Annotated in this window: 22 protein-coding genes; 15 read left to right on the top strand and 7 right to left on the bottom strand. The window is 63.6% G+C overall.

Annotated elements, in window-relative coordinates; all coding sequences use genetic code 11:
• The first annotated feature begins 70 nt into the window (after positions 1-70).
• Together DW355_RS00935 and DW355_RS00930 are read left to right on the top strand one after the other, a co-directional pair.
• Positions 71-700: a ParA family protein gene (locus tag DW355_RS00935; RefSeq protein WP_131277140.1), complete on the top strand. Its 630-nt coding sequence runs from the start codon at positions 71-73 to the stop codon at positions 698-700.
• Positions 701-760: 60 nt separating this feature from the next.
• Complete coding sequence (locus DW355_RS00930) at positions 761-1,216, top strand: MaoC family dehydratase (protein ID WP_131277137.1); 456 nt, start codon at positions 761-763, stop codon at positions 1,214-1,216.
• 48 nt (positions 1,217-1,264) lie between these two features.
• On the opposite strand, the gene trmL is transcribed toward DW355_RS00930, so the two are convergent.
• Both trmL and DW355_RS00920 read right to left on the bottom strand, forming a co-directional pair.
• Positions 1,265-1,729, bottom strand: a complete 465-nt coding sequence (gene trmL, locus DW355_RS00925; RefSeq protein ID WP_131277134.1) for a tRNA (uridine(34)/cytosine(34)/5-carboxymethylaminomethyluridine(34)-2'-O)-methyltransferase TrmL — start codon at positions 1,727-1,729, stop codon at positions 1,265-1,267.
• Between the two features lie 34 nt (positions 1,730-1,763).
• Entirely contained in the window at positions 1,764-2,513 is a 750-nt protein-coding gene (locus DW355_RS00920) for a phosphoribosyltransferase family protein (RefSeq protein WP_131277131.1), read from the bottom strand.
• Between the two features lie 64 nt (positions 2,514-2,577).
• On the opposite strand from DW355_RS00920, the gene DW355_RS00915 reads away from it, so the two are divergent.
• The 7 genes from DW355_RS00915 (at position 2,578) to DW355_RS00890 (ending at position 8,394) form a co-directional block, all read left to right on the top strand.
• A complete protein-coding gene (locus DW355_RS00915; RefSeq protein ID WP_131277128.1) occupies positions 2,578-3,477 on the top strand; it encodes a biotin synthase in 900 nt (299 codons plus the stop codon).
• Between the two features lie 143 nt (positions 3,478-3,620).
• Positions 3,621-4,805, top strand: coding sequence for a cytochrome c oxidase subunit II (gene coxB / locus DW355_RS00910; protein WP_131277124.1), 1,185 nt, complete (start codon positions 3,621-3,623; stop codon positions 4,803-4,805).
• Between the two features lie 40 nt (positions 4,806-4,845).
• Positions 4,846-6,477, top strand: coding sequence for a cytochrome c oxidase subunit I (ctaD, locus tag DW355_RS00905; RefSeq protein WP_131277121.1), 1,632 nt, complete (start codon positions 4,846-4,848; stop codon positions 6,475-6,477).
• Between the two features lie 38 nt (positions 6,478-6,515).
• Positions 6,516-6,626, top strand: a complete 111-nt coding sequence (locus DW355_RS17950; protein ID WP_242671350.1) for a cytochrome oxidase small assembly protein — start codon at positions 6,516-6,518, stop codon at positions 6,624-6,626.
• Between the two features lie 18 nt (positions 6,627-6,644).
• Entirely contained in the window at positions 6,645-7,232 is a 588-nt protein-coding gene (locus DW355_RS00900) for a cytochrome c oxidase assembly protein (RefSeq protein ID WP_131277118.1), read from the top strand.
• A complete protein-coding gene (locus DW355_RS00895; protein WP_131277115.1) occupies positions 7,229-7,447 on the top strand; it encodes a DUF2970 domain-containing protein in 219 nt (72 codons plus the stop codon). The genes DW355_RS00900 and DW355_RS00895 overlap by 4 nt, the downstream gene beginning before the upstream one ends.
• Positions 7,448-7,509: 62 nt before the next feature.
• Positions 7,510-8,394 (top strand): cytochrome c oxidase subunit 3, encoded by an 885-nt coding sequence (locus DW355_RS00890; RefSeq protein WP_131277112.1) that lies wholly within the window; start codon positions 7,510-7,512, stop codon positions 8,392-8,394.
• 68 nt (positions 8,395-8,462) lie between these two features.
• On the opposite strand, the gene DW355_RS00885 is transcribed toward DW355_RS00890, so the two are convergent.
• Positions 8,463-8,684 carry a twin transmembrane helix small protein gene (locus DW355_RS00885; protein ID WP_207388055.1) on the bottom strand — a complete coding sequence of 74 codons (222 nt, stop codon included), beginning with the start codon at positions 8,682-8,684 and terminating at the stop codon, positions 8,463-8,465.
• Positions 8,685-8,720: 36 nt separating this feature from the next.
• On the opposite strand from DW355_RS00885, the gene DW355_RS00880 reads away from it, so the two are divergent.
• Genes DW355_RS00880 through DW355_RS00860 form a run of 5 tightly spaced genes read left to right on the top strand, consistent with a single transcriptional unit; the run spans position 8,721 to position 12,941 of the window.
• Positions 8,721-9,494, top strand: coding sequence for an SURF1 family protein (locus tag DW355_RS00880; RefSeq protein WP_242671267.1), 774 nt, complete (start codon positions 8,721-8,723; stop codon positions 9,492-9,494).
• Positions 9,484-10,203 carry a hypothetical protein gene (locus DW355_RS00875; protein WP_207388054.1) on the top strand — a complete coding sequence of 240 codons (720 nt, stop codon included), beginning with the start codon at positions 9,484-9,486 and terminating at the stop codon, positions 10,201-10,203. The genes DW355_RS00880 and DW355_RS00875 overlap by 11 nt, the downstream gene beginning before the upstream one ends.
• A gap of 16 nt (positions 10,204-10,219) precedes the next feature.
• A complete protein-coding gene (locus DW355_RS00870) occupies positions 10,220-11,443 on the top strand; it encodes a COX15/CtaA family protein (protein ID WP_131282114.1) in 1,224 nt (407 codons plus the stop codon).
• Complete coding sequence (cyoE, locus tag DW355_RS00865) at positions 11,440-12,339, top strand: heme o synthase (RefSeq protein WP_131277103.1); 900 nt, start codon at positions 11,440-11,442, stop codon at positions 12,337-12,339. The genes DW355_RS00870 and cyoE overlap by 4 nt, the downstream gene beginning before the upstream one ends.
• 8 nt (positions 12,340-12,347) lie before the next feature.
• On the top strand, positions 12,348-12,941 hold the full coding sequence (locus tag DW355_RS00860) for an SCO family protein (RefSeq protein WP_131277100.1): 594 nt from the start codon (positions 12,348-12,350) through the stop codon (positions 12,939-12,941).
• Positions 12,942-13,312: 371 nt separating this feature from the next.
• Here DW355_RS00860 and rpoH read toward each other — a convergent pair whose 3' ends face one another.
• Positions 13,313-14,290, bottom strand: a complete 978-nt coding sequence (gene rpoH / locus DW355_RS00855; protein WP_131277097.1) for an RNA polymerase sigma factor RpoH — start codon at positions 14,288-14,290, stop codon at positions 13,313-13,315.
• 234 nt (positions 14,291-14,524) lie between these two features.
• On the opposite strand from rpoH, the gene DW355_RS00850 reads away from it, so the two are divergent.
• Positions 14,525-14,761: a (2Fe-2S)-binding protein gene (locus tag DW355_RS00850; protein ID WP_131277094.1), complete on the top strand. Its 237-nt coding sequence runs from the start codon at positions 14,525-14,527 to the stop codon at positions 14,759-14,761.
• Positions 14,762-14,860: 99 nt separating this feature from the next.
• Here the strand turns inward: DW355_RS00850 and bfr (DW355_RS00845) are convergent, their stop codons facing one another.
• From bfr (DW355_RS00845) to prmC, 3 genes are all read right to left on the bottom strand, one after another.
• Positions 14,861-15,343, bottom strand: a complete 483-nt coding sequence (gene bfr, locus DW355_RS00845; protein ID WP_131277090.1) for a bacterioferritin — start codon at positions 15,341-15,343, stop codon at positions 14,861-14,863.
• 11 nt (positions 15,344-15,354) lie between these two features.
• Positions 15,355-15,852 (bottom strand): bacterioferritin, encoded by a 498-nt coding sequence (gene bfr, locus DW355_RS00840; protein ID WP_131277087.1) that lies wholly within the window; start codon positions 15,850-15,852, stop codon positions 15,355-15,357.
• A gap of 191 nt (positions 15,853-16,043) precedes the next feature.
• Positions 16,044-16,895 carry a peptide chain release factor N(5)-glutamine methyltransferase gene (gene prmC / locus DW355_RS00835; protein WP_131277084.1) on the bottom strand — a complete coding sequence of 284 codons (852 nt, stop codon included), beginning with the start codon at positions 16,893-16,895 and terminating at the stop codon, positions 16,044-16,046.
• Positions 16,896-16,901: the final 6 nt, after the last annotated feature.

Here is a 16,901-nt window from a genome sequence, read left to right as displayed (position 1 = left end):
GCTGCGCTAACATCGCCGCAGCCCGCCAGGTGCCTCGATGCTGGCGGCCACCAACAGCAGGGAGCGCCCGATGCCGATTGTTGTGATTGCCAATCCCAAGGGAGGCGTGGGCAAGTCCACGCTGTCCACCCAGGTGGCGGGGTACTACGCCAGCCGGGGCCATGCGGTCATGCTGGGCGACGCGGATCGCCAGCAGTCCTCGCGCCTGTGGCTGAGTCTGCGCGCACCCACGGCGGCGCCCATCGTCGGCTGGGACATGGTGGACGGGGCGAACGGGATCGGCAAGGTGGCCAAGCTGCCCAAGGGCGTCACCCATGTGGTGCTGGACACGCCGGCCGGATTCACCGGCGCGCGCCTGAAGGACGCCCTGGCCCATGCCAGCAAGCTCATCGTGCCCCTGCAAGCCAGCGTGTTCGATATCTTCGCGACCCGGGCCTTTCTGGACGAAATCAAGGCCCAGGCGCCGCGCAATCTGCAGATGGGCGTGGTCGGCATGCGCGTGCACGCCCGCACGCTGGCGGCCGAGCATTTGCGCGGATTCGTGGACAGCCTGGGGCTGCCTTTGCTGGCCTGCCTGCGCGAGACGCAGAACTACGTGCATCTGGCCGCCCAAGGCTTGACGCTGTTCGACGTCACGCCCGGTCGCGTGGAAAAAGACCTGGTCCAATGGGCCGAGCTGTGTCGCTGGCTTGACGCCTGAAGCGGCGCTTCGCCGCTACAGTGGACTGACTTGATCCAGTTCACAGGAGACAGAGGCCCAATGAAAACATTCCGCACCCTGGCCGAGTTGGCCGCCTGCGTGGGGCAGGAGGTCGGCGTCAGCGACTGGCTCACCCTCACGCAGGAGCAGATCCATTTGTTCGCCCAGGCCACGGGGGACCATCAGTGGATCCATGTGGATGAGCAGCGTGCCCGCGCCGGCCCCTTCGGCGGGCCGATCGCCCACGGTTTTCTCACTCTGTCGCTGCTGCCCCGCTTTTTCGAGATGGCGTTCGAGGTCGCCGAATCCGGCATGGGCGTGAACTACGGACTCAACAAGGTCCGTTTCACCGCGCCCGTGCCCGTGAACAGCCGCCTGCGTGCGCGCATGACGCTGCTGCGCGCCGAGCCCATCGAGCATGGCGGCCTGCAATTGGCCTGGGACGTTACCGTGGAGCGCGAAGGCGCGGACAAACCGGTCTGCGTGGCGCAGGCCCTGGTGCGACGCTATCCATGAGCAGCGCACGACGTTTCAATGCCGTGACGGACCCCTCGGGCCTTCTTCTTATTCCCTGAAACCGTTCTGCCGCCAGGCCTCGAACACCGTTACCGCCACGGCGTTGCTGAGATTCAGGCTGCGTTGACCGGCGCGCATGGGAAGTTTGAGTTGTTGTGAGGGGGCAAAGCTGTCCCGCACTGTCGCAGGCAGCCCGGCGGTTTCGGAGCCGAAGACCAGCCAGTCACCGGCCTGAAACCCCACGTCGTGCACGCGGTGCGTTCCCCGCGTGGTCAGGGCGAACATGCGCTCGGGGTCCGGCCGTTCCGTGGCCACAAAGGCCTCCCAGTCCGCATGGCGGCGCACCTCTGCGTACTCGTGGTAATCCAGCCCGGCACGCTTGAGCAGGCGATCTTCCATCGCGAAACCCAGTGGCTCGATCAGGTGCAGCGCGCAGCCAGTGTTGGCGGCGAGGCGGATGACATTGCCCGTGTTGGGTGGGATTTCGGGATGGACCAGGACGATGCGGAACATGGGCCGGATTGTCGCCGGCTCCCTGATCCACAGATCACAAACCGTCCAAAGGCGTGCGCGCCAACACCAGGGCGGACACTTCCGCGGCGCCAGCCGCACGTAGCGCGGCGGCGGCGGCGTTCAAGGTGGCGCCCGTGGTCATCACGTCGTCGATCAGCAGCAGGCGCTGGCCTTCGATCAGGCGTCGCTTGCCGCGGGCCACACCGAAGGCGTCCTGCACATTGCGCAGGCGCTCGGCGCGAGGCAGGCTGTGCTGGTCCGGTGCGTGACGCAGCCGCAGCAACCAGTTCAGGCGGGTCTTGCGCGGCGCCAGCGCACGTGCGAGGTGCAGCGCCTGGTTGAAGCCCCGCTCGCGCAGGCGGGCCTGGGTCAAGGGCAGGGGCAGCAGGGCGTCGGCATCGTCCAGAGCCTCGGAGGCTCCGGGGGCGCCGCGCATCAGACTGGCCAGCGTCGATGCCCAGCCTGGCTCGGGGCCGAATTTGTAGCGGCTGATCAGATCGTTCCAGGGCCAGTCGTAGTCCACCGCGGCGTGGCAGCGGTCCAACTGGTCCAGCGGTGCCTTGCCGTCGGCATCGGCGCCGGACCGGGGCCAGAGCAGGCAGACCGCGCAAACGTCCATGCCTTCGGCCACGGGCAGGGCGCAGGCGCGGCAGCGCGGGCGTGGCGAGGCAAAGCGCCGCAGGCAGGTCGCGCACAGGGGCGCGGCGGGCCAGGCACGGCAGATGGCGCATTGACTGGGCAGCAGATGGCCAGGGGTGAGTCGGGACAACAGGGCGCGGAACATGGGCTGGAGTTTGGCAGACGCGGCGACGCTTCCCGCCTGATCTTTCTATACTCGCGCGCTGCCTATGAACGATACCCATCCCCCGACGATCGATCCGGTCGCCGCCTTGCGCTGGCAACGGCGTCCCCACGTCATTGAAGGGCGCCTCGCCTCGGCCTGGTTGCATGAGGAGGTGGCGCGACGAATGGAAGAGCGCCTGGGCTGGATCGTGCGCCAGCCGCGCAGCTGGCTGCATTGGGAGCCGGTGCGTGGCGGCCTTGCCGTGCATGAGCAACTGGCCCGGCGCTACCCCGGCGTGCCGGCCTCTCTGCATGCGGATGTGCCCGAGGAGGCCAGCGCGGCCTGGCGCCTCGCGCGCCCTGCCTGGTGGAAGCGATGGCAAGCCATGGCTCGGTCGTCGTCGGGACCGGGCGCCCCCGTCGACCTGCTCTGGGCCAATATGAGCTTGCACATGGCCGCCGATCCCCTGGCCCTGATGCGGGCATGGCATGCGGGCTTGAACGTCGATGGCCTGTTGATGTTTTCCTGTTTCGGGCCGGACACCTTGCGTGAATTGCGGCAGCTCTACACCGCGCTGGGGTGGCCGCCGCCGGCGCACGAGTACACCGATATGCATGACTGGGGCGACATGCTGGTCGCCAGCGGCTTTGCCGAGCCGGTGATGGACATGGAGCGCATCGAGCTGACCTTCGATTCCCCCGAGCGCCTGCTGCGCGAACTGCGCGAACTGGGGCGCAACCTCCACCCGGCACGCTTCCCTGGCTTGCGGGGCAAGGATTGGCGCAAGCGCCTGCTGACCGAACTCGGCCGTCTGGCCGACCCTGCCCAGGACGGCAGATTGCGCTTGACCTTTGAGATCATCTACGGTCACGCCCTGCGACCCGAGCGTCGGCTGGCTGTCACGCCTGAAATGCGCCTTTCCGTAGATGAGCTGCGCACTCAACTACAGCGTCGCCGCGATTGAGCTGCAAAAGGGCTCGGCTACAATCCGCCGTTGCAGATTGCCACAGGCCAGGCTGCGGGCTTTTTTGGGCCTGCGCGTTGGCGCGGTTGCCGCTAGAGTGCGGGCAATCCGAGAACATTCAAGACCTTCAAGAAGTGAACATGATGAAGAGCATTGCAGACAAACTGGCTTCACTGTTGCTCGCGGCTGGCGCATCCGTGGGAGTCTGGGCCGCGACGGCTGGTTTCGCCGCCGTTCACGCGGCCGTCAACGATCTGCCTGGCGGCCCGGCCGTCAATCAGCTCAACCTGGGCCCTGCGGCGACCAAGATCGCCGCCGAGCAGCAGTGGCTGCACTGGATGATGCTGATCATCTGCACGGTGATCTTCCTCGGCGTGTTCGGCGTGATGTTTTATTCGATCTTCAAGCACCGCAAGAGCAAGGGCGCGAAGTCGGCCGATTTCCATGAGTCCGTCGGCGTCGAGATCGCCTGGACGGTCGTGCCCTTCATCATCGTCATTCTGATGGCCCTGCCCGCGACCAAGACCGTCGTGGCCCAGAAGGACACCAGCAATGCCGATCTGACCATCAAGGTCACCGGCTATCAGTGGAAGTGGGGCTACGACTACCTCAAGGGCGAAGGCGAGGGCCTGGGCTTCGTTTCCACGCTGGACGTGCGCCACCGTCAGATGTCCGAGTCTGGCAATCCACCGCCCACGGACGACTACCTGTTGAAGGTGGACAAGCCGCTGATCGTGCCGGTCGACAAGAAGGTGCGCATCATCACCACCGCCAATGACGTGATCCACTCCTTCATGGTGCCGGCCTTCGGCATCAAGCAGGACGCGATTCCCGGCTTCGTGCGCGACACCTGGTTCCGCGCTGAAAAAACGGGCGATTTCTACGGCCAATGCGCCGAGCTCTGCGGCAAGGAACACGCCTACATGCCCATCCACGTGAAGGTGGTTTCCGCCGAGGATTACACCAAGTGGGTGGACGCCGAGAAGAAGGCCATGGCGGCGAAGGCTGATGATCCCAACAAGGTCTGGGTGCTGAACGATTTGGTGGCCCGTGGCGAAAAGGTCTACACCGCCAACTGTGCGGTCTGTCACCAGGCGAATGGCAAGGGCGCTGGTCCTTTCAAGCCGCTCGACGCCTCGCCCATCGTGCTGGACGCCGACAAGACCAAGCAGCTTGCCATCGTGCTGGCCGGCAAGGGCGCGATGCCGTCCTGGAAGTCGTCCTTGAGCGACACCGAGATTGCGGCCGTCGTGACCTACACCAAGAACGCCTGGTCGAATAAGACGGGCTTCCTGGTTCAGCCTTCTGACGTGAAGGCCGCGCGTTGATCCGCGCTAGAACATAAAAGAGTTGAAGAAGGAAGTCACCATGAGCGCCGTTCTCGACCATTCCCACCATGCCGGTCATGCCCATGACCACGACGATCACCACCATGCCCCGACGGGCTGGCGGCGCTGGGTCTTCGCGACCAACCACAAGGACATCGGCACGCTGTACCTGCTGTTCGCTTTCACGATGCTGATGATCGGCGGCGTGTTGGCCTTGCTGATCCGCGCCGAACTGTTCCAGCCTGGTCTGCAGATCGTGAATCCCGAACTGTTCAACCAGCTCACCACCATGCATGGCCTCATCATGGTGTTCGGCGCCATCATGCCGGCCTTCGTCGGTTTCGCGAACTGGATGATTCCGCTGCAGATCGGCGCCGGGGACATGGCCTTCGCCCGCATGAACAACTTCAGCTTTTGGCTGATGATTCCCGCCGCGCTGATGCTGGTGGGTTCGTTCTTCATGCCTGGTGGCGCGCCCGCCGCGGGCTGGACGCTTTACGCGCCGCTGACCCTGCAGATGGGGCCCTCCATGGATGCCGGCATTTTCGCCATGCACATCCTGGGCGCCTCGTCCATCATGGGCTCGATCAACATCATCGTGACCATCCTGAACATGCGCGCGCCCGGCATGACGCTGATGAAGATGCCGCTGTTCTGCTGGACCTGGTTGATCACCGCCTACTTGCTGATCGCCGTGATGCCCGTGCTGGCTGGTGCGATCACCATGACGCTGACGGATCGCCACTTCGGCACCACTTTCTTCAACCCGGCCGGCGGCGGTGACCCGGTGATGTACCAGCATATTTTCTGGTTCTTCGGTCACCCCGAGGTGTACATCATGATCTTGCCGGCTTTCGGCATCGTGAGCGCCATCGTGCCGGCCTTCGCGCGCAAGAAGCTGTTCGGCTATGCCTCCATGGTGTATGCGACCGCTTCCATCGCCATCCTGTCCTTCATCGTCTGGGCGCACCACATGTACGCCACGGGCATGCCGGTGACGGGTCAGCTGTTCTTCATGTATGCCACCATGCTGATCTCCGTGCCCACTGGCGTGAAGATCTTCAACTGGTTGGCGACGATGTGGCGCGGCTCCATGACCTTTGAAGCGCCCATGCTGTGGGCCGTGGGTTTCATCTTCGTGTTCACGATGGGCGGCTTCACCGGACTGATCCTCTCGATGGCACCCATCGACATCCAGTTGCAGGACACCTACTACGTGGTGGCCCACTTCCACTACGTGCTGGTGGCTGGTTCGCTGTTCGCCATGTTCGCCGGCGTCTACTACTGGCTGCCCAAGTGGACCGGCGTGATGTACAGCGAGTTCCGCGGCAAGCTGCATTTCTGGTGGTCCATGATCGCCTTCAACATCACCTTCTTCCCGATGCACTTCCTGGGCTTGGCCGGTATGCCGCGCCGTTACGCCGACTACCCGATGCAATTCGCCGACTTCAACGCGATCGCCTCGGTCGGTGCCCTCGGCTTCGGTCTGGCGCAGGTCTACTTCTTCCTCTTCGTCGTGCTGCCGGCCATGCGCGGTCAGGGTGAAAAGGCGCCCCAGAAGCCGTGGGAAGCCGCCGAAGGCCTGGAGTGGGAAGTGCCGTCGCCTGCTCCCTTCCATACCTTCGAAACGCCGCCCAAGCTTGACGCCACGGCGACCAAGATCGTGGGTTGAGCGTCGCGCCCCGAGCAAAGGACGAGTCCGCCATGGCAATGACACCTGAACAGAAAAAAGCCAACCTTCGCCTGGGCCTGATCCTGGCGTCGGTGGCCGTGGTGTTCTTCTGCGGTTTCGTGGCGAAGTTCGTCTTCTTCGGACACTGAGCGCGGAGTGGCGTGACGATGAACCTGCGACGTGAAAATCTGCGCATGGTGGGCAAGCTCACGGTGATCGTGGCGGGCATGTTTGCCTTTGGCTACGCCCTGGTTCCGCTCTACCAAGCCATCTGCGAGTTCACTGGCATCAACGTGTTGGCCATCGGCGAGCGTGGCCTGAGCCGTCCGCAGGTGACCAACAACACGCAGGTCGACGCCAGCCGCACCATCACGGTCGAATTTGACTCGAACGCGCGTGGACCCTGGCGGTTCAAGCCCGCGCAAAATTCCATGCAGGTGCATCCGGGCGAGTTGGTGACCGTGATGTACGAGTTCCAGAACGTGCAGGATCGGCGCATGTCCGCCCAGGCCATTCCCAGCTATGCACCCCGCCAGGCAGCCGCGCATTTCAACAAGCTGGAATGTTTCTGCTTCAACGAATACACCCTGGCGCCAGGTGAGAAGAAGGAATGGCCCGTGGTCTTCGTGATCGATCCCAAGCTGTCCCGGGATGTGACCACCATCACCCTGTCCTACACCTTCTTCGAAGTCGGCAGCAAGACACCGCCTGCGCCCACCGCCGCGAGCAAGACCGACGAGCAGGGGGCCTCATGAGCGATCCCGTGGTCCAGACCCGTGAGAAAAACTCGTCCTTCTGGGCGACGGTCAAGGCCGTGGCCTGGTCCTTTCTCGGCATTCGCCGAGGCAAGGAATTCCAGGAGGACATCGGGCGCCTGAAGCCGTACCACCTGATCGCGGCCGGCATCGTCGGCGTCTTCATTCTGATCGGCATCCTGATGCTGGTGGTCAAGTTCGCCGTGTCGGCATAGACGACGGTTCCAGCAAACTTTCTGATTCCAAAAGAAAACCCAAGCGAAGGATTGGAGTAAACATGAGTTCAACCACCGCACACGGCAGCGCCCCGTACTACTTTGTGCCGGGTCCGTCCCGCCATCCCGTGATGGCGTCCATCGGCCTGTTCTTCGTCATTCTCGGCGCGGGTCAGTGGGTCAACGGGCACGATTGGGGTAAATGGTCCCTGGCCTTGGGCCTGGTCTGGTGGCTGACGGTGCTGTACCAGTGGTTCCGTGACGCCATCCACGAGAGCGAAGGCGGCCAGTATGGACACAAGATCGATATCTCCTACCGCTGGAGCATGACTTGGTTCATCTTCTCGGAAGTCATGTTCTTTGGTGCCTTCTTCACCGCCCTCTGGTGGGCGCGCGTGCATTCCGTGCCCGCCCTGGGCAGCCTGGACAATGCCGTGCTCTGGCCTGATTTCAAGGCCGTCTGGCCCAGCATGGCTGCGGGTGCGACGGCTTCGCCGGCTGGCATCATCGAGCCTTTCCAGACCATGGGCCCCTTCTGGCTGCCCACGATCAACACCGCTCTGCTGCTGACTTCGGGTGTGACGCTGACCATCGCCCACCACGCCCTGCAGGTGGGCAACCGTGCCAAGACGATCGGCTACATGTGGATCACTGTGCTGCTGGGCCTGACCTTCCTGTTCGTGCAGGGCTACGAGTATTTCCATGCCTACAGTGAGTTGAATCTCAAGCTGTCTTCGGGCGTCTATGGCTCCACCTTCTTCATGCTGACCGGCTTTCACGGCCTGCACGTGTTCGTCGGCATGCTGATGCTGTTCTTCATCACGCTGCGCCTGATGAAGGGTCACTTCACCCCGCAACGGCACTTCGGTTTTGAAGGCGCAGCCTGGTACTGGCACTTCGTGGACGTGGTCTGGCTGGGCCTCTACATCCTGGTGTACTGGCTGTAATCCGGGCTGCAAACAACAAAAGCCGCTGAATATCGATCAGCGGCTTTTGTCTTTTGGGTGGTGAAGTCTTATTGACCTGCGGGGATACCTGTCGGGTGGATATAGCCCAACTTCCAGGCCAGCAGGATGCAAAGAAAGATCAGGATGGAAAACCCCACGCGAAAACCCAGGGCACGGGCCATGCGACCGGTCTTGGGTTGCCCGTTGCGGCCGTCCTTCATCATGAAGAACAGGGCCGAACCCAGGCTGGCGAGGATGGCAAGAAAAGCCAGGGCGACGATGTATTTCATGGCGGGGATTATCGCGTGAGGCCGGATTGCCTGAGATTGGGCACCCGCTTCTGGTGGGTGACGGTCGCCGCCGTGCTGGGCGTGGCGGTGACGGCGTCGCTCGGGCGCTGGCAATTGAGCCGCGCCGCGCAGAAAGAGGCCTTGCAGTCCGCGATCGACGCCCGTGCCCGCGAGCCACTGCTCGACGCCACGGGGGGTGACGCGGCAACCGTGACCGCGCACGAGGCCTCGACGGCATTGCTGCATCGCCGGGTTCTGGTCCGTGGTGTCTGGCTGACCGACTACACCGTCTGGCTGGACAACCGCCAGATGCAAGGTCGACCGGGCTTTTACGTGGTGACGCCCTTGCGCCTGAGTACAGGCGGCGTGCTGCTGGTGCAGCGTGGCTGGGCACCGCGCAGTTTCGAAGACCGAACCCGCCTGCCCGAACTCAACACGCCGACCGGCCTGGTGGAGGTGCGCGGGGTCTTGTCGCCGCCGCCGGCACGGCTTTATGAGCTTGGCGGGGCCGAGCATGGTCCAATCCGGCAGAATTTGGACTTGGACGCTTTTCGCGCGGAAACCGGTTTACCGCTGGCGGGCTTGTCCATTCAACAAAGCAAAGCGGAGTCCGACAGCGCACAAGTCGATGGCCTGCTGCGCGACTGGCCACAGCCAGACAGCGGCGTGGACCGGCATTACGGCTATGCGTTTCAGTGGTTCGGCCTTTGCGCCTTGATGGTTTTTCTTTATGCCTGGTTCCAAATTTTCCCCCGATTTTTCCCCCGGCTCCGATTCGGCGGCCGGGGCCGCGCCGACGATGCCCTCTGACTCCGGTCGCGCGGACCACGACCAGGTGCTGGGTCTGACCGTCCACGGCTTGCCTGAACCGGGGCCTGCGCTCGCAGGGAGTGAGCAGGCGGCTCGCCGTACCCGCGTGGGCCGCTGGAAGATGCTGATGGTGTTGCTGGTGTGTGCCGCGCCGGTGGTGGCCTCCTATTTCACCTACTACGTGATCCGACCCGAGGGGCGGCGCAACTTCGGTGAGCTGATCAACCCGCAGCGCACGGTGCCGCAGGCACAGGCCGTGGACCTGATGAGTGGACAGACCGTGCAACTCGACAGCCTCAAGGGCCAGTGGCTGCTGCTGAGTGTCGGTGGGGGCGCCTGTGACGAAGCTTGTCAGCAGAGACTGTACTTCCAGCGCCAGTTGCGCGAGGGCATGGGACGTGAGAAGGACCGAATCGACTGGGTCTGGCTGATCAACGATGCCCAAGCGCTGTCCGAGACTTTGACGGGGTTGAAACAGGCCACGGTGTTGCGCGTTCCCCCCGAAATCCTGTCGGGGTGGCTGTCGCCGGCAGCCGGGCATGCCCTGGAGGACCACATTTATCTGGTCGACCCGATGGGCAACTGGATGATGCGTTTTCCCGCTCCCATGACGGTGGATACCGCGGCCAAGGCCAAGCGAGACCTGGAGCGACTGTTGCGGGCGTCCTCGTCCTGGGACAAGGAAGGCCGGGAGCCGATCGGGCATTGAGGGGGCGATGAACGCGATGAACCACGACGCCTTGACCCACACGACCTTGTACGACTGGGGGCCTGTCCTGTACCTGATGGGTTTGGGTCTGCTGATTGCCGCCGTGCCACTGGCCTGGCTTTGGCTGCGGCGCAAGCGTGCCAGGGTGACCAGTCCCCTGCGTAGTTTGCAGGCGCTGACGCTGCTGACGCTGTTCCTGACCTTCGACCTCACCTTGTTCGGTGCTTTTACTCGCCTGTCCGATTCGGGCCTGGGCTGTCCGGACTGGCCGGGCTGCTATGGCGAAGCCAGCCCGTTTGGCGCGCGGGCGCAGATCAGCGCCGCCCAGGAGGTCATGCCCACGGGGCCCGTGACACACGGCAAGGCCTGGGTCGAGATGATCCACCGCTACCTCGCCACCGGCGTGGGCGTGCTCATCCTGGTGCTGGCGGTCGCGACCTGGTGGGTGTACCTGCGCGGGCGGCGTTCCGATGGACAGGGCGCCGGCGGCGCGCAGGGCCGGTGGTCTGGGCCTCTGCATCCGGGGTGGGCCATGTTGACGCTGTTCTGGGTCTGCGTGCAGGGGGCTTTTGGCGCGCTCACGGTCACGATGAAGTTGTTCCCCGCGATCGTGACCCTGCATCTGCTGGGCGCGCTGCTCTTGTTGGCCCTGCTGAGCTGGCAAGCGGTGCGCTATGCCCAGTGGCACGACGATGGCACCCTGCGTGCCAGGGCGGTCGCCATGCCACACGGCTTGCGCAGGGCCTTGGTTCTGGGGCTTGCCCTGCTGGTCCTGCAGATCGCCCTGGGCGGATGGGTCAGCACGAACTACGCGGTCCTGGCGTGCACGGAATTCCCGCTGTGCCAAGGCAGCTTGTGGCCGGACATGGATTTCGCGCAGGGGTTCGAGTTCTGGCGCGCCTTGGGCAAGACGGCGGCCGGTGAGCACATCACTTTTGCCGCCTTGACGGCCATCCACTACGCGCACCGTTTGGTCGCCTATGCCGTGATCGTCGTGTTGGCCTGGCTCGCATGGCGCTTGCGGGCCTTGCCCGCCTGGCGGCGCATGGCGGATGCCCTGGCGGGCGTGCTGCTGCTGCAGTTCCTGACGGGTTTGTCCAATGTGGTGTTGGGCTGGCCCTTGCTGGCGGCCCTGCTGCACACCGGCGGCGCCGCCGCTCTGTTGGTGCTGCTGGTGTGGGGGCTGGCCTCGGCTTCCATGCCCGCCGTCGTTGTCGCGCGCACGAAGGAGTCCGCATGAGTACCTCCGTGGCGACGCCGATGTCGCCTTCCCTCTTTCGACAGTTCTATGCGCTGACCAAGCCCCGGGTCGTTCAGCTCATCGTCTTCTGCGCCCTGATCGGCATGGTGCTGGCCGTGCCGGGCTTGCCAGGTCGGGCCGAGCTGCGCCTGATGGTGCTGGCCTGCGTCGGCATCTGGCTGGTGGCGGGCGCGGCAGCGGCCTTCAATTGCCTGGTGGAAAAAGGCATCGATGCCAAGATGAAGCGCACGGCCTGGCGGCCAACCGCCAAGGGCGAGCTCGCCGACTGGCAGAGCCTGCTGTTCTCGGCGCTGCTGTGCGTGGCGGGTTCGGTCGTGCTCTACGTCTGGGTCAACCCCCTGACCATGTGGCTGACCTTTGCCACCTTCGTCGGCTACGCGGTGGTCTACACCGTCATCCTCAAGCCCTTGACGCCGCAGAACATCGTGATCGGTGGTGCGTCCGGCGCCATGCCGCCAGTGCTGGGCTGGGCCGCGATGACGGGGCAGGTTGGCCCCGAGGCGTTGATCCTTTTCCTGATCATCTTTCTCTGGACGCCACCGCATTTCTGGGCGCTGGCTCTGTACCGCGTGGAGGACTATCGCCAGTCCGGTCTGCCAATGCTGCCCGTGACGCATGGCAACGAATTCACACGCCTGCAGATCCTGCTCTACACACTGGTGCTTTTCGCCGCCTGCCTGATGCCCTTCATTTTCGGCATGAGTTCCTGGCTGTATCTGGCCGCCGCGTTCGTGCTGAGCCTGGGATTTTTCCTCTATGCCTTCAAACTCTGGCGCAGTTATTCGGATGCACTGGCCCGCAAGACCTTCCGGTTTTCACTCATCCACCTGAGCGCCTTGTTCGCCGCGCTGCTGCTCGATCACTACCTGTTGTGAGGCTCACCATGAAAAAACTGCTGTGCGCACTGTGCGCGGTCCTGCTCCTTGTCGCCTGCTCGGAAAGCCGGCAGAACGCCTTCAACGCCATCGACGTCACTGGTGCGGAGTATGCGAAGGATTTCAGCCTGACCGACCATGACGGCCATCAGCGCAGCTTGGCCGATTTCAAGGGCAAGGTCGTCGCGATGTTCTTCGGCTATACCCAATGCCCGGATGTGTGCCCGACCACCATGAGTGAAATGGTCGCCGTCAAGCAGGCCTTGAACGCGGATGGCCGTGGGGATGGGAACAAGCTGCAAGTCCTCTTTGTCACCGTGGACCCTGAACGCGACACGCCCGCCATCATGAAGAACTACATGGCGGCCTTTGACCCCGGCTTCCTGGCGCTTTATGCCAGCAACCCCGAACAGCTGACCGCGCTGACCAAGGACTACAAGGTGTATTACAAGAAGGTCGAAGGCAAGACCCCAGGCAGCTACACCATGGACCATTCGGCCGGCCTGTACCTGTATGACCCGCAGGGGCGTCTGCGTCTTTACGCCCGTTACGGCAGCGGTGTGGAGTCGCTGACGGCGGACATTCGGCAACTGCTTCAGTAAGAAACCGCCGCGCCGCAGGCGCAGCGGTGAGGGAGTGAAGCCGAATGGTCGTGACGGCAAAGACGGCGCAGGGTACAGTCCGCCAGCTGCGGAACTGGATGCCGAAGGGCGCTTCTCGCGCGTCGAGGAACCTACGCTGATGCTCGAAGGCGCAGAGTCTGACCGCGCGATAGGCAACATCAAATGAAGTGAATCGCATGTGAGATCAGGTCTCACAGGCAGCTTGATGGGTGACGATCACCTGGAACTGACCCGGTGCTGGAGTCATGGTGAAACAAACAAGGCCCTGGGTATGGTCCAGGGCCTTTCCGATGGGACAGCAAGAACGGCGCGGTTTCAGATGTCGAGACCGACGGGTTTTCGGTCCTTGTTCAGGCGTATTCCGCCAGCGCCGTTTTCATCTTCTTCATGGCGGCCACCTCGATTTGGCGGATGCGTTCGGCGCTCACGCCGTACTCGGCTGCCAGCTCGTGCAGGGTCATGCCGCCCGAGCTGTCGTCGTTGACCTTGAGCCAACGCTCCTCCACGATGCGGCGACTGCGCGCATCCAGCGTCGCGAGGGCAGTGGCAATACCGTCGCTGGCCAGGCGGTCGCGCTGGCGAGCCTCGATCATCGCCGTCGGTTCATCGCCCGCGTCGGCCAGATAGGCAATGGGGCCGAAGCTGTCTTCGCCGTCTTCGCCCGGACCGGGGTCCAGCATCACGTCGCCACCGGACAGACGGGTTTCCATCTCGATGACATCCTCGCGCTTGACGTTCAGCTCGCGCGCCATCTGGTCGATTTCGTGCTCGCTCAGGGTCTCACGGTGGGTGGCCGAGTCGATGCCGTCCGTCAGGGCGGAATCGGCGGCACTGGCGGCCTTGTAGCCTTGCTTCTTGGAGCGCAGATTGAAGAACAGCTTGCGCTGGGCCTTGGTGGTCGCCACCTTGACCATGCGCCAGTTCTTCAGGATGTATTCATGGATCTCGGCCTTGATCCAGTGCAGCGCATAGCTGACCAGGCGCACGCCCTGGTCGGGGTCGAAGCGCTTGACGGCCTTCATCAGGCCCACATTGCCTTCCTGGATCAGGTCGCCGTGCGGCAGGCCATAACCGAGGTACTGGCGCGCGGTCGCGACCACCAGCCTCAGGTGGGACAGCACCAGCTTGCCCGCAGCGTCGAGGTCGTTGTGGTCTCGGAACTTGCGTGCGAATTCCTGCTCTTCCTCCGCCGTCAGCATGGGCATGCGATTGACCGCCGTGATGTAGGCGTCCAGATTGCCCAGCGGGGGCACCAGCGCCCACGGGTTGGCGACGGCCAGCGCCGCAGAGGGGGCCGAGGATGTGGATACAGCGGTCATGGCGGTCATTCCAGCACTCCTTTCAAGAGCAGTTCCGCAAGATATTAGCACTCTCTTCGATTGAGTGCTAAGCCGGAAGTTCCGCCCCTGTTCCGAGCGGGGTGCTTGGCCCATGACCGGGGGAAAAGGGCGTGGATGAGTGGGTTGGCCTAGGGTTTGTGGTGGTATTACAAACCATTATCATTTGTGTGCGTTATGATCTGCACGTCTACAGCCCGTGCAGTTTCCAAGGATCTGGATGCCATGATTGTCTGTGTTTGCCACCGCGTCTCCGACCACACGATCGCCCATGCGGCGCGGTCTGGGGCCGAGTTCGACGACATCCAGCTGGAGCTGGGTGTCGCGACGCAATGTGGCAAATGTGAGGACTGTGCCCGCGCGCTATGGTCCGAATGTCGGCCCAGCCACAAGCTGGCGCATCTGAGCCAGGCCCTGCAGATGCCGGGTGCACAGCCCGTGACCTGGATGGCCGCCGTCTAGCGCACACGCCTTCTTCGTTGCCAGCTAAAAGGGCCGCATCAGCGGCCCTGGCTTTTTGGCAAATCAAGCTGGCGCTGGGCGCTCCGCTGAATCAGTGGCTTATGAGGATGACTCACCCATCTGCGCCTGCAGATAGTTGGGCAGAGTGACGTCGGAGATCAGGCGTTGCTGCGTTTCCAGCCAGTCGATGGCCTCCTCGCAGTGCTCCAACAATTCTTCGAGCAGATCGCGGCTCACGTAATCCTCGCACTGCTCGGCCAGCGCGATGGCCGCCAGCAGTTGCGGGCGCTGGGTTTCCGTTTCGCACTTCAGATCGCTTTGCAGGCATTCGACCGGGTTTTCGCCGATCCGCAGCTTGCCCAGGTCCTGCAGATTGGGCAGCCCTTCCAGAAACAGGATGCGCTCGATCAATTCGTCGGCTTCCTTCATCACGCGGATCGACTGCTTGTATTGATAGTCGTTGAGTTTTTCCAGTCCCCAGTTGCGGAACATGCGCGCGTGCAGGAAATACTGATTGATCGCGGTCAGCTCGTTCTTGAGCACCTTGTTCAGAACCTCGATGACTTTCTTGTTGCCTTGCATGGCGGACTCCTTCAGGTCGCGGCGGTGCCGTCGTTCGCTTCACCCATCTGGCTCTGCTGGTAGTTGGCCAGGCCCACCATGTCAATGAGGCGGATCTGCTTTTCCAGCCAGTAGGCATGGTCCATCTCGGTGTCGTCGAGCTGCACGACGAGCATTTCGCGGGTGACGTAATCCTGCGCCTGCTCGGCGGCGGCAATGGCCTTCTTCAACTCGGCGGTCACGCTGTATTCGACCGCCAGGTCGGCCTTGAGCATGTCCGGCACGTTCGAGCCGATCTTCAGCGCGTGACGCTTGGAAAGATCGGGTTTGCCTTCGAGGAACAGGATGCGCTGGATCAGCGCGCGGGCATGCTGGCGCTCGTGCTCGGATTCATGCAGCGCCTGGGTGGCCAGACGGTGAAAGCCCATGTCGGCGTACATCTCGCCGTGCTGGAGGTATTGATCCACTGCGGTCAACTCGCCGGCGAGCAGCTCGTTGAGGGTATGGATGATTTGTTGTTGGCCCTGCATGAGGAGACTCCGGTACGCGAATGGAAAGCGGGATTCTCATGCAGCATTGCGCGAATACAAAACCAAGGTCTTAAGAAATCGGATTCGGATTGAAAACCAGACTCAATTGATGCCTCAAGGAGGACTCAATGTGCGATGCGCCGCGTGTCCCGAGCGTGGTGTTCCGCAGCGAGATTGCGGAGTGTCTGCCTTCAGCCTGGCCAGCGACCCCCACTGCAGCGTTCGATGCCCGCCAGGTCGCGGCGAGACTGCACCTGCGTGAAGCCTGCCTGCGCGAGCAGCTCGCGCACGGCCAAGGCCTGGTCCCAACCATGCTCCAGCAGCAACCAGCCGCCGGGTTGCAGATGGTCTGGCGCTTGCCGCACGATGGTGCGGATGGCATCCAGACCGTCGGGCCCGGAGATCAGCGCCAGCCGGGGTTCGTGCCCCAGTGCGTCCAGGTGAGGATCGCTTTCGGCGATGTAGGGCGGGTTGGACACGATGAGGTCGTAGCGCGCGCTGATGCCGGTGAGCCAGGCGCCCAGCATGAACTGCACCGGCAGACCCAGACGCTCGGCGTTGGCCTGGGCCAGCGCCAGTGCATCGGGGCTGACGTCCAGGGCATGGACTGCGCCAGCCTGTCCGGTCTGCACGAGGAAGCGGGCGATCGCCAGGGCCACGGCGCCGCTGCCGGTGCCCAGGTCGATGATCTGGGGAATGGGGCCGTCGGCGACGCGGCTGTCATGCAGGCATGCGAGGGCCCAATCGACCAGCGTTTCCGTGTCGGGCCGGGGGATGAGCACGCGGCTGTCGATGTGCAGCGGCATGCCGTGGAATTCGATGTTGCCCGTCAGGTAGGGCAGTGGCGTGCCCGCGGCGCGCCGGCGCGCCAGCTCGATGTAGCGCACTTCGGCCGGGCGGGCCAGGGTGTCCGTGTCATGCGCGATCAGCCAGGCACGGTCCACCAGCGGTTTGTCCAGGGCGTGCAGCAGCAGCAGTTGCGCGTCCAGCCGTTCCAGGCCCAAGGAGGAACAAGCGGTGCTGAGGGCTTGTTGTATCTGCATGGCGCT

It is taken from the genome of Hylemonella gracilis, assembly GCF_004328645.1.
GTDB classification, from domain to species: Bacteria; Pseudomonadota; Gammaproteobacteria; order Burkholderiales; family Burkholderiaceae_C; genus Hylemonella; species Hylemonella gracilis_B.
Note: the sequence above shows the minus strand (reverse complement) of the source record. Positions and strands in the feature narration are given on the sequence as shown.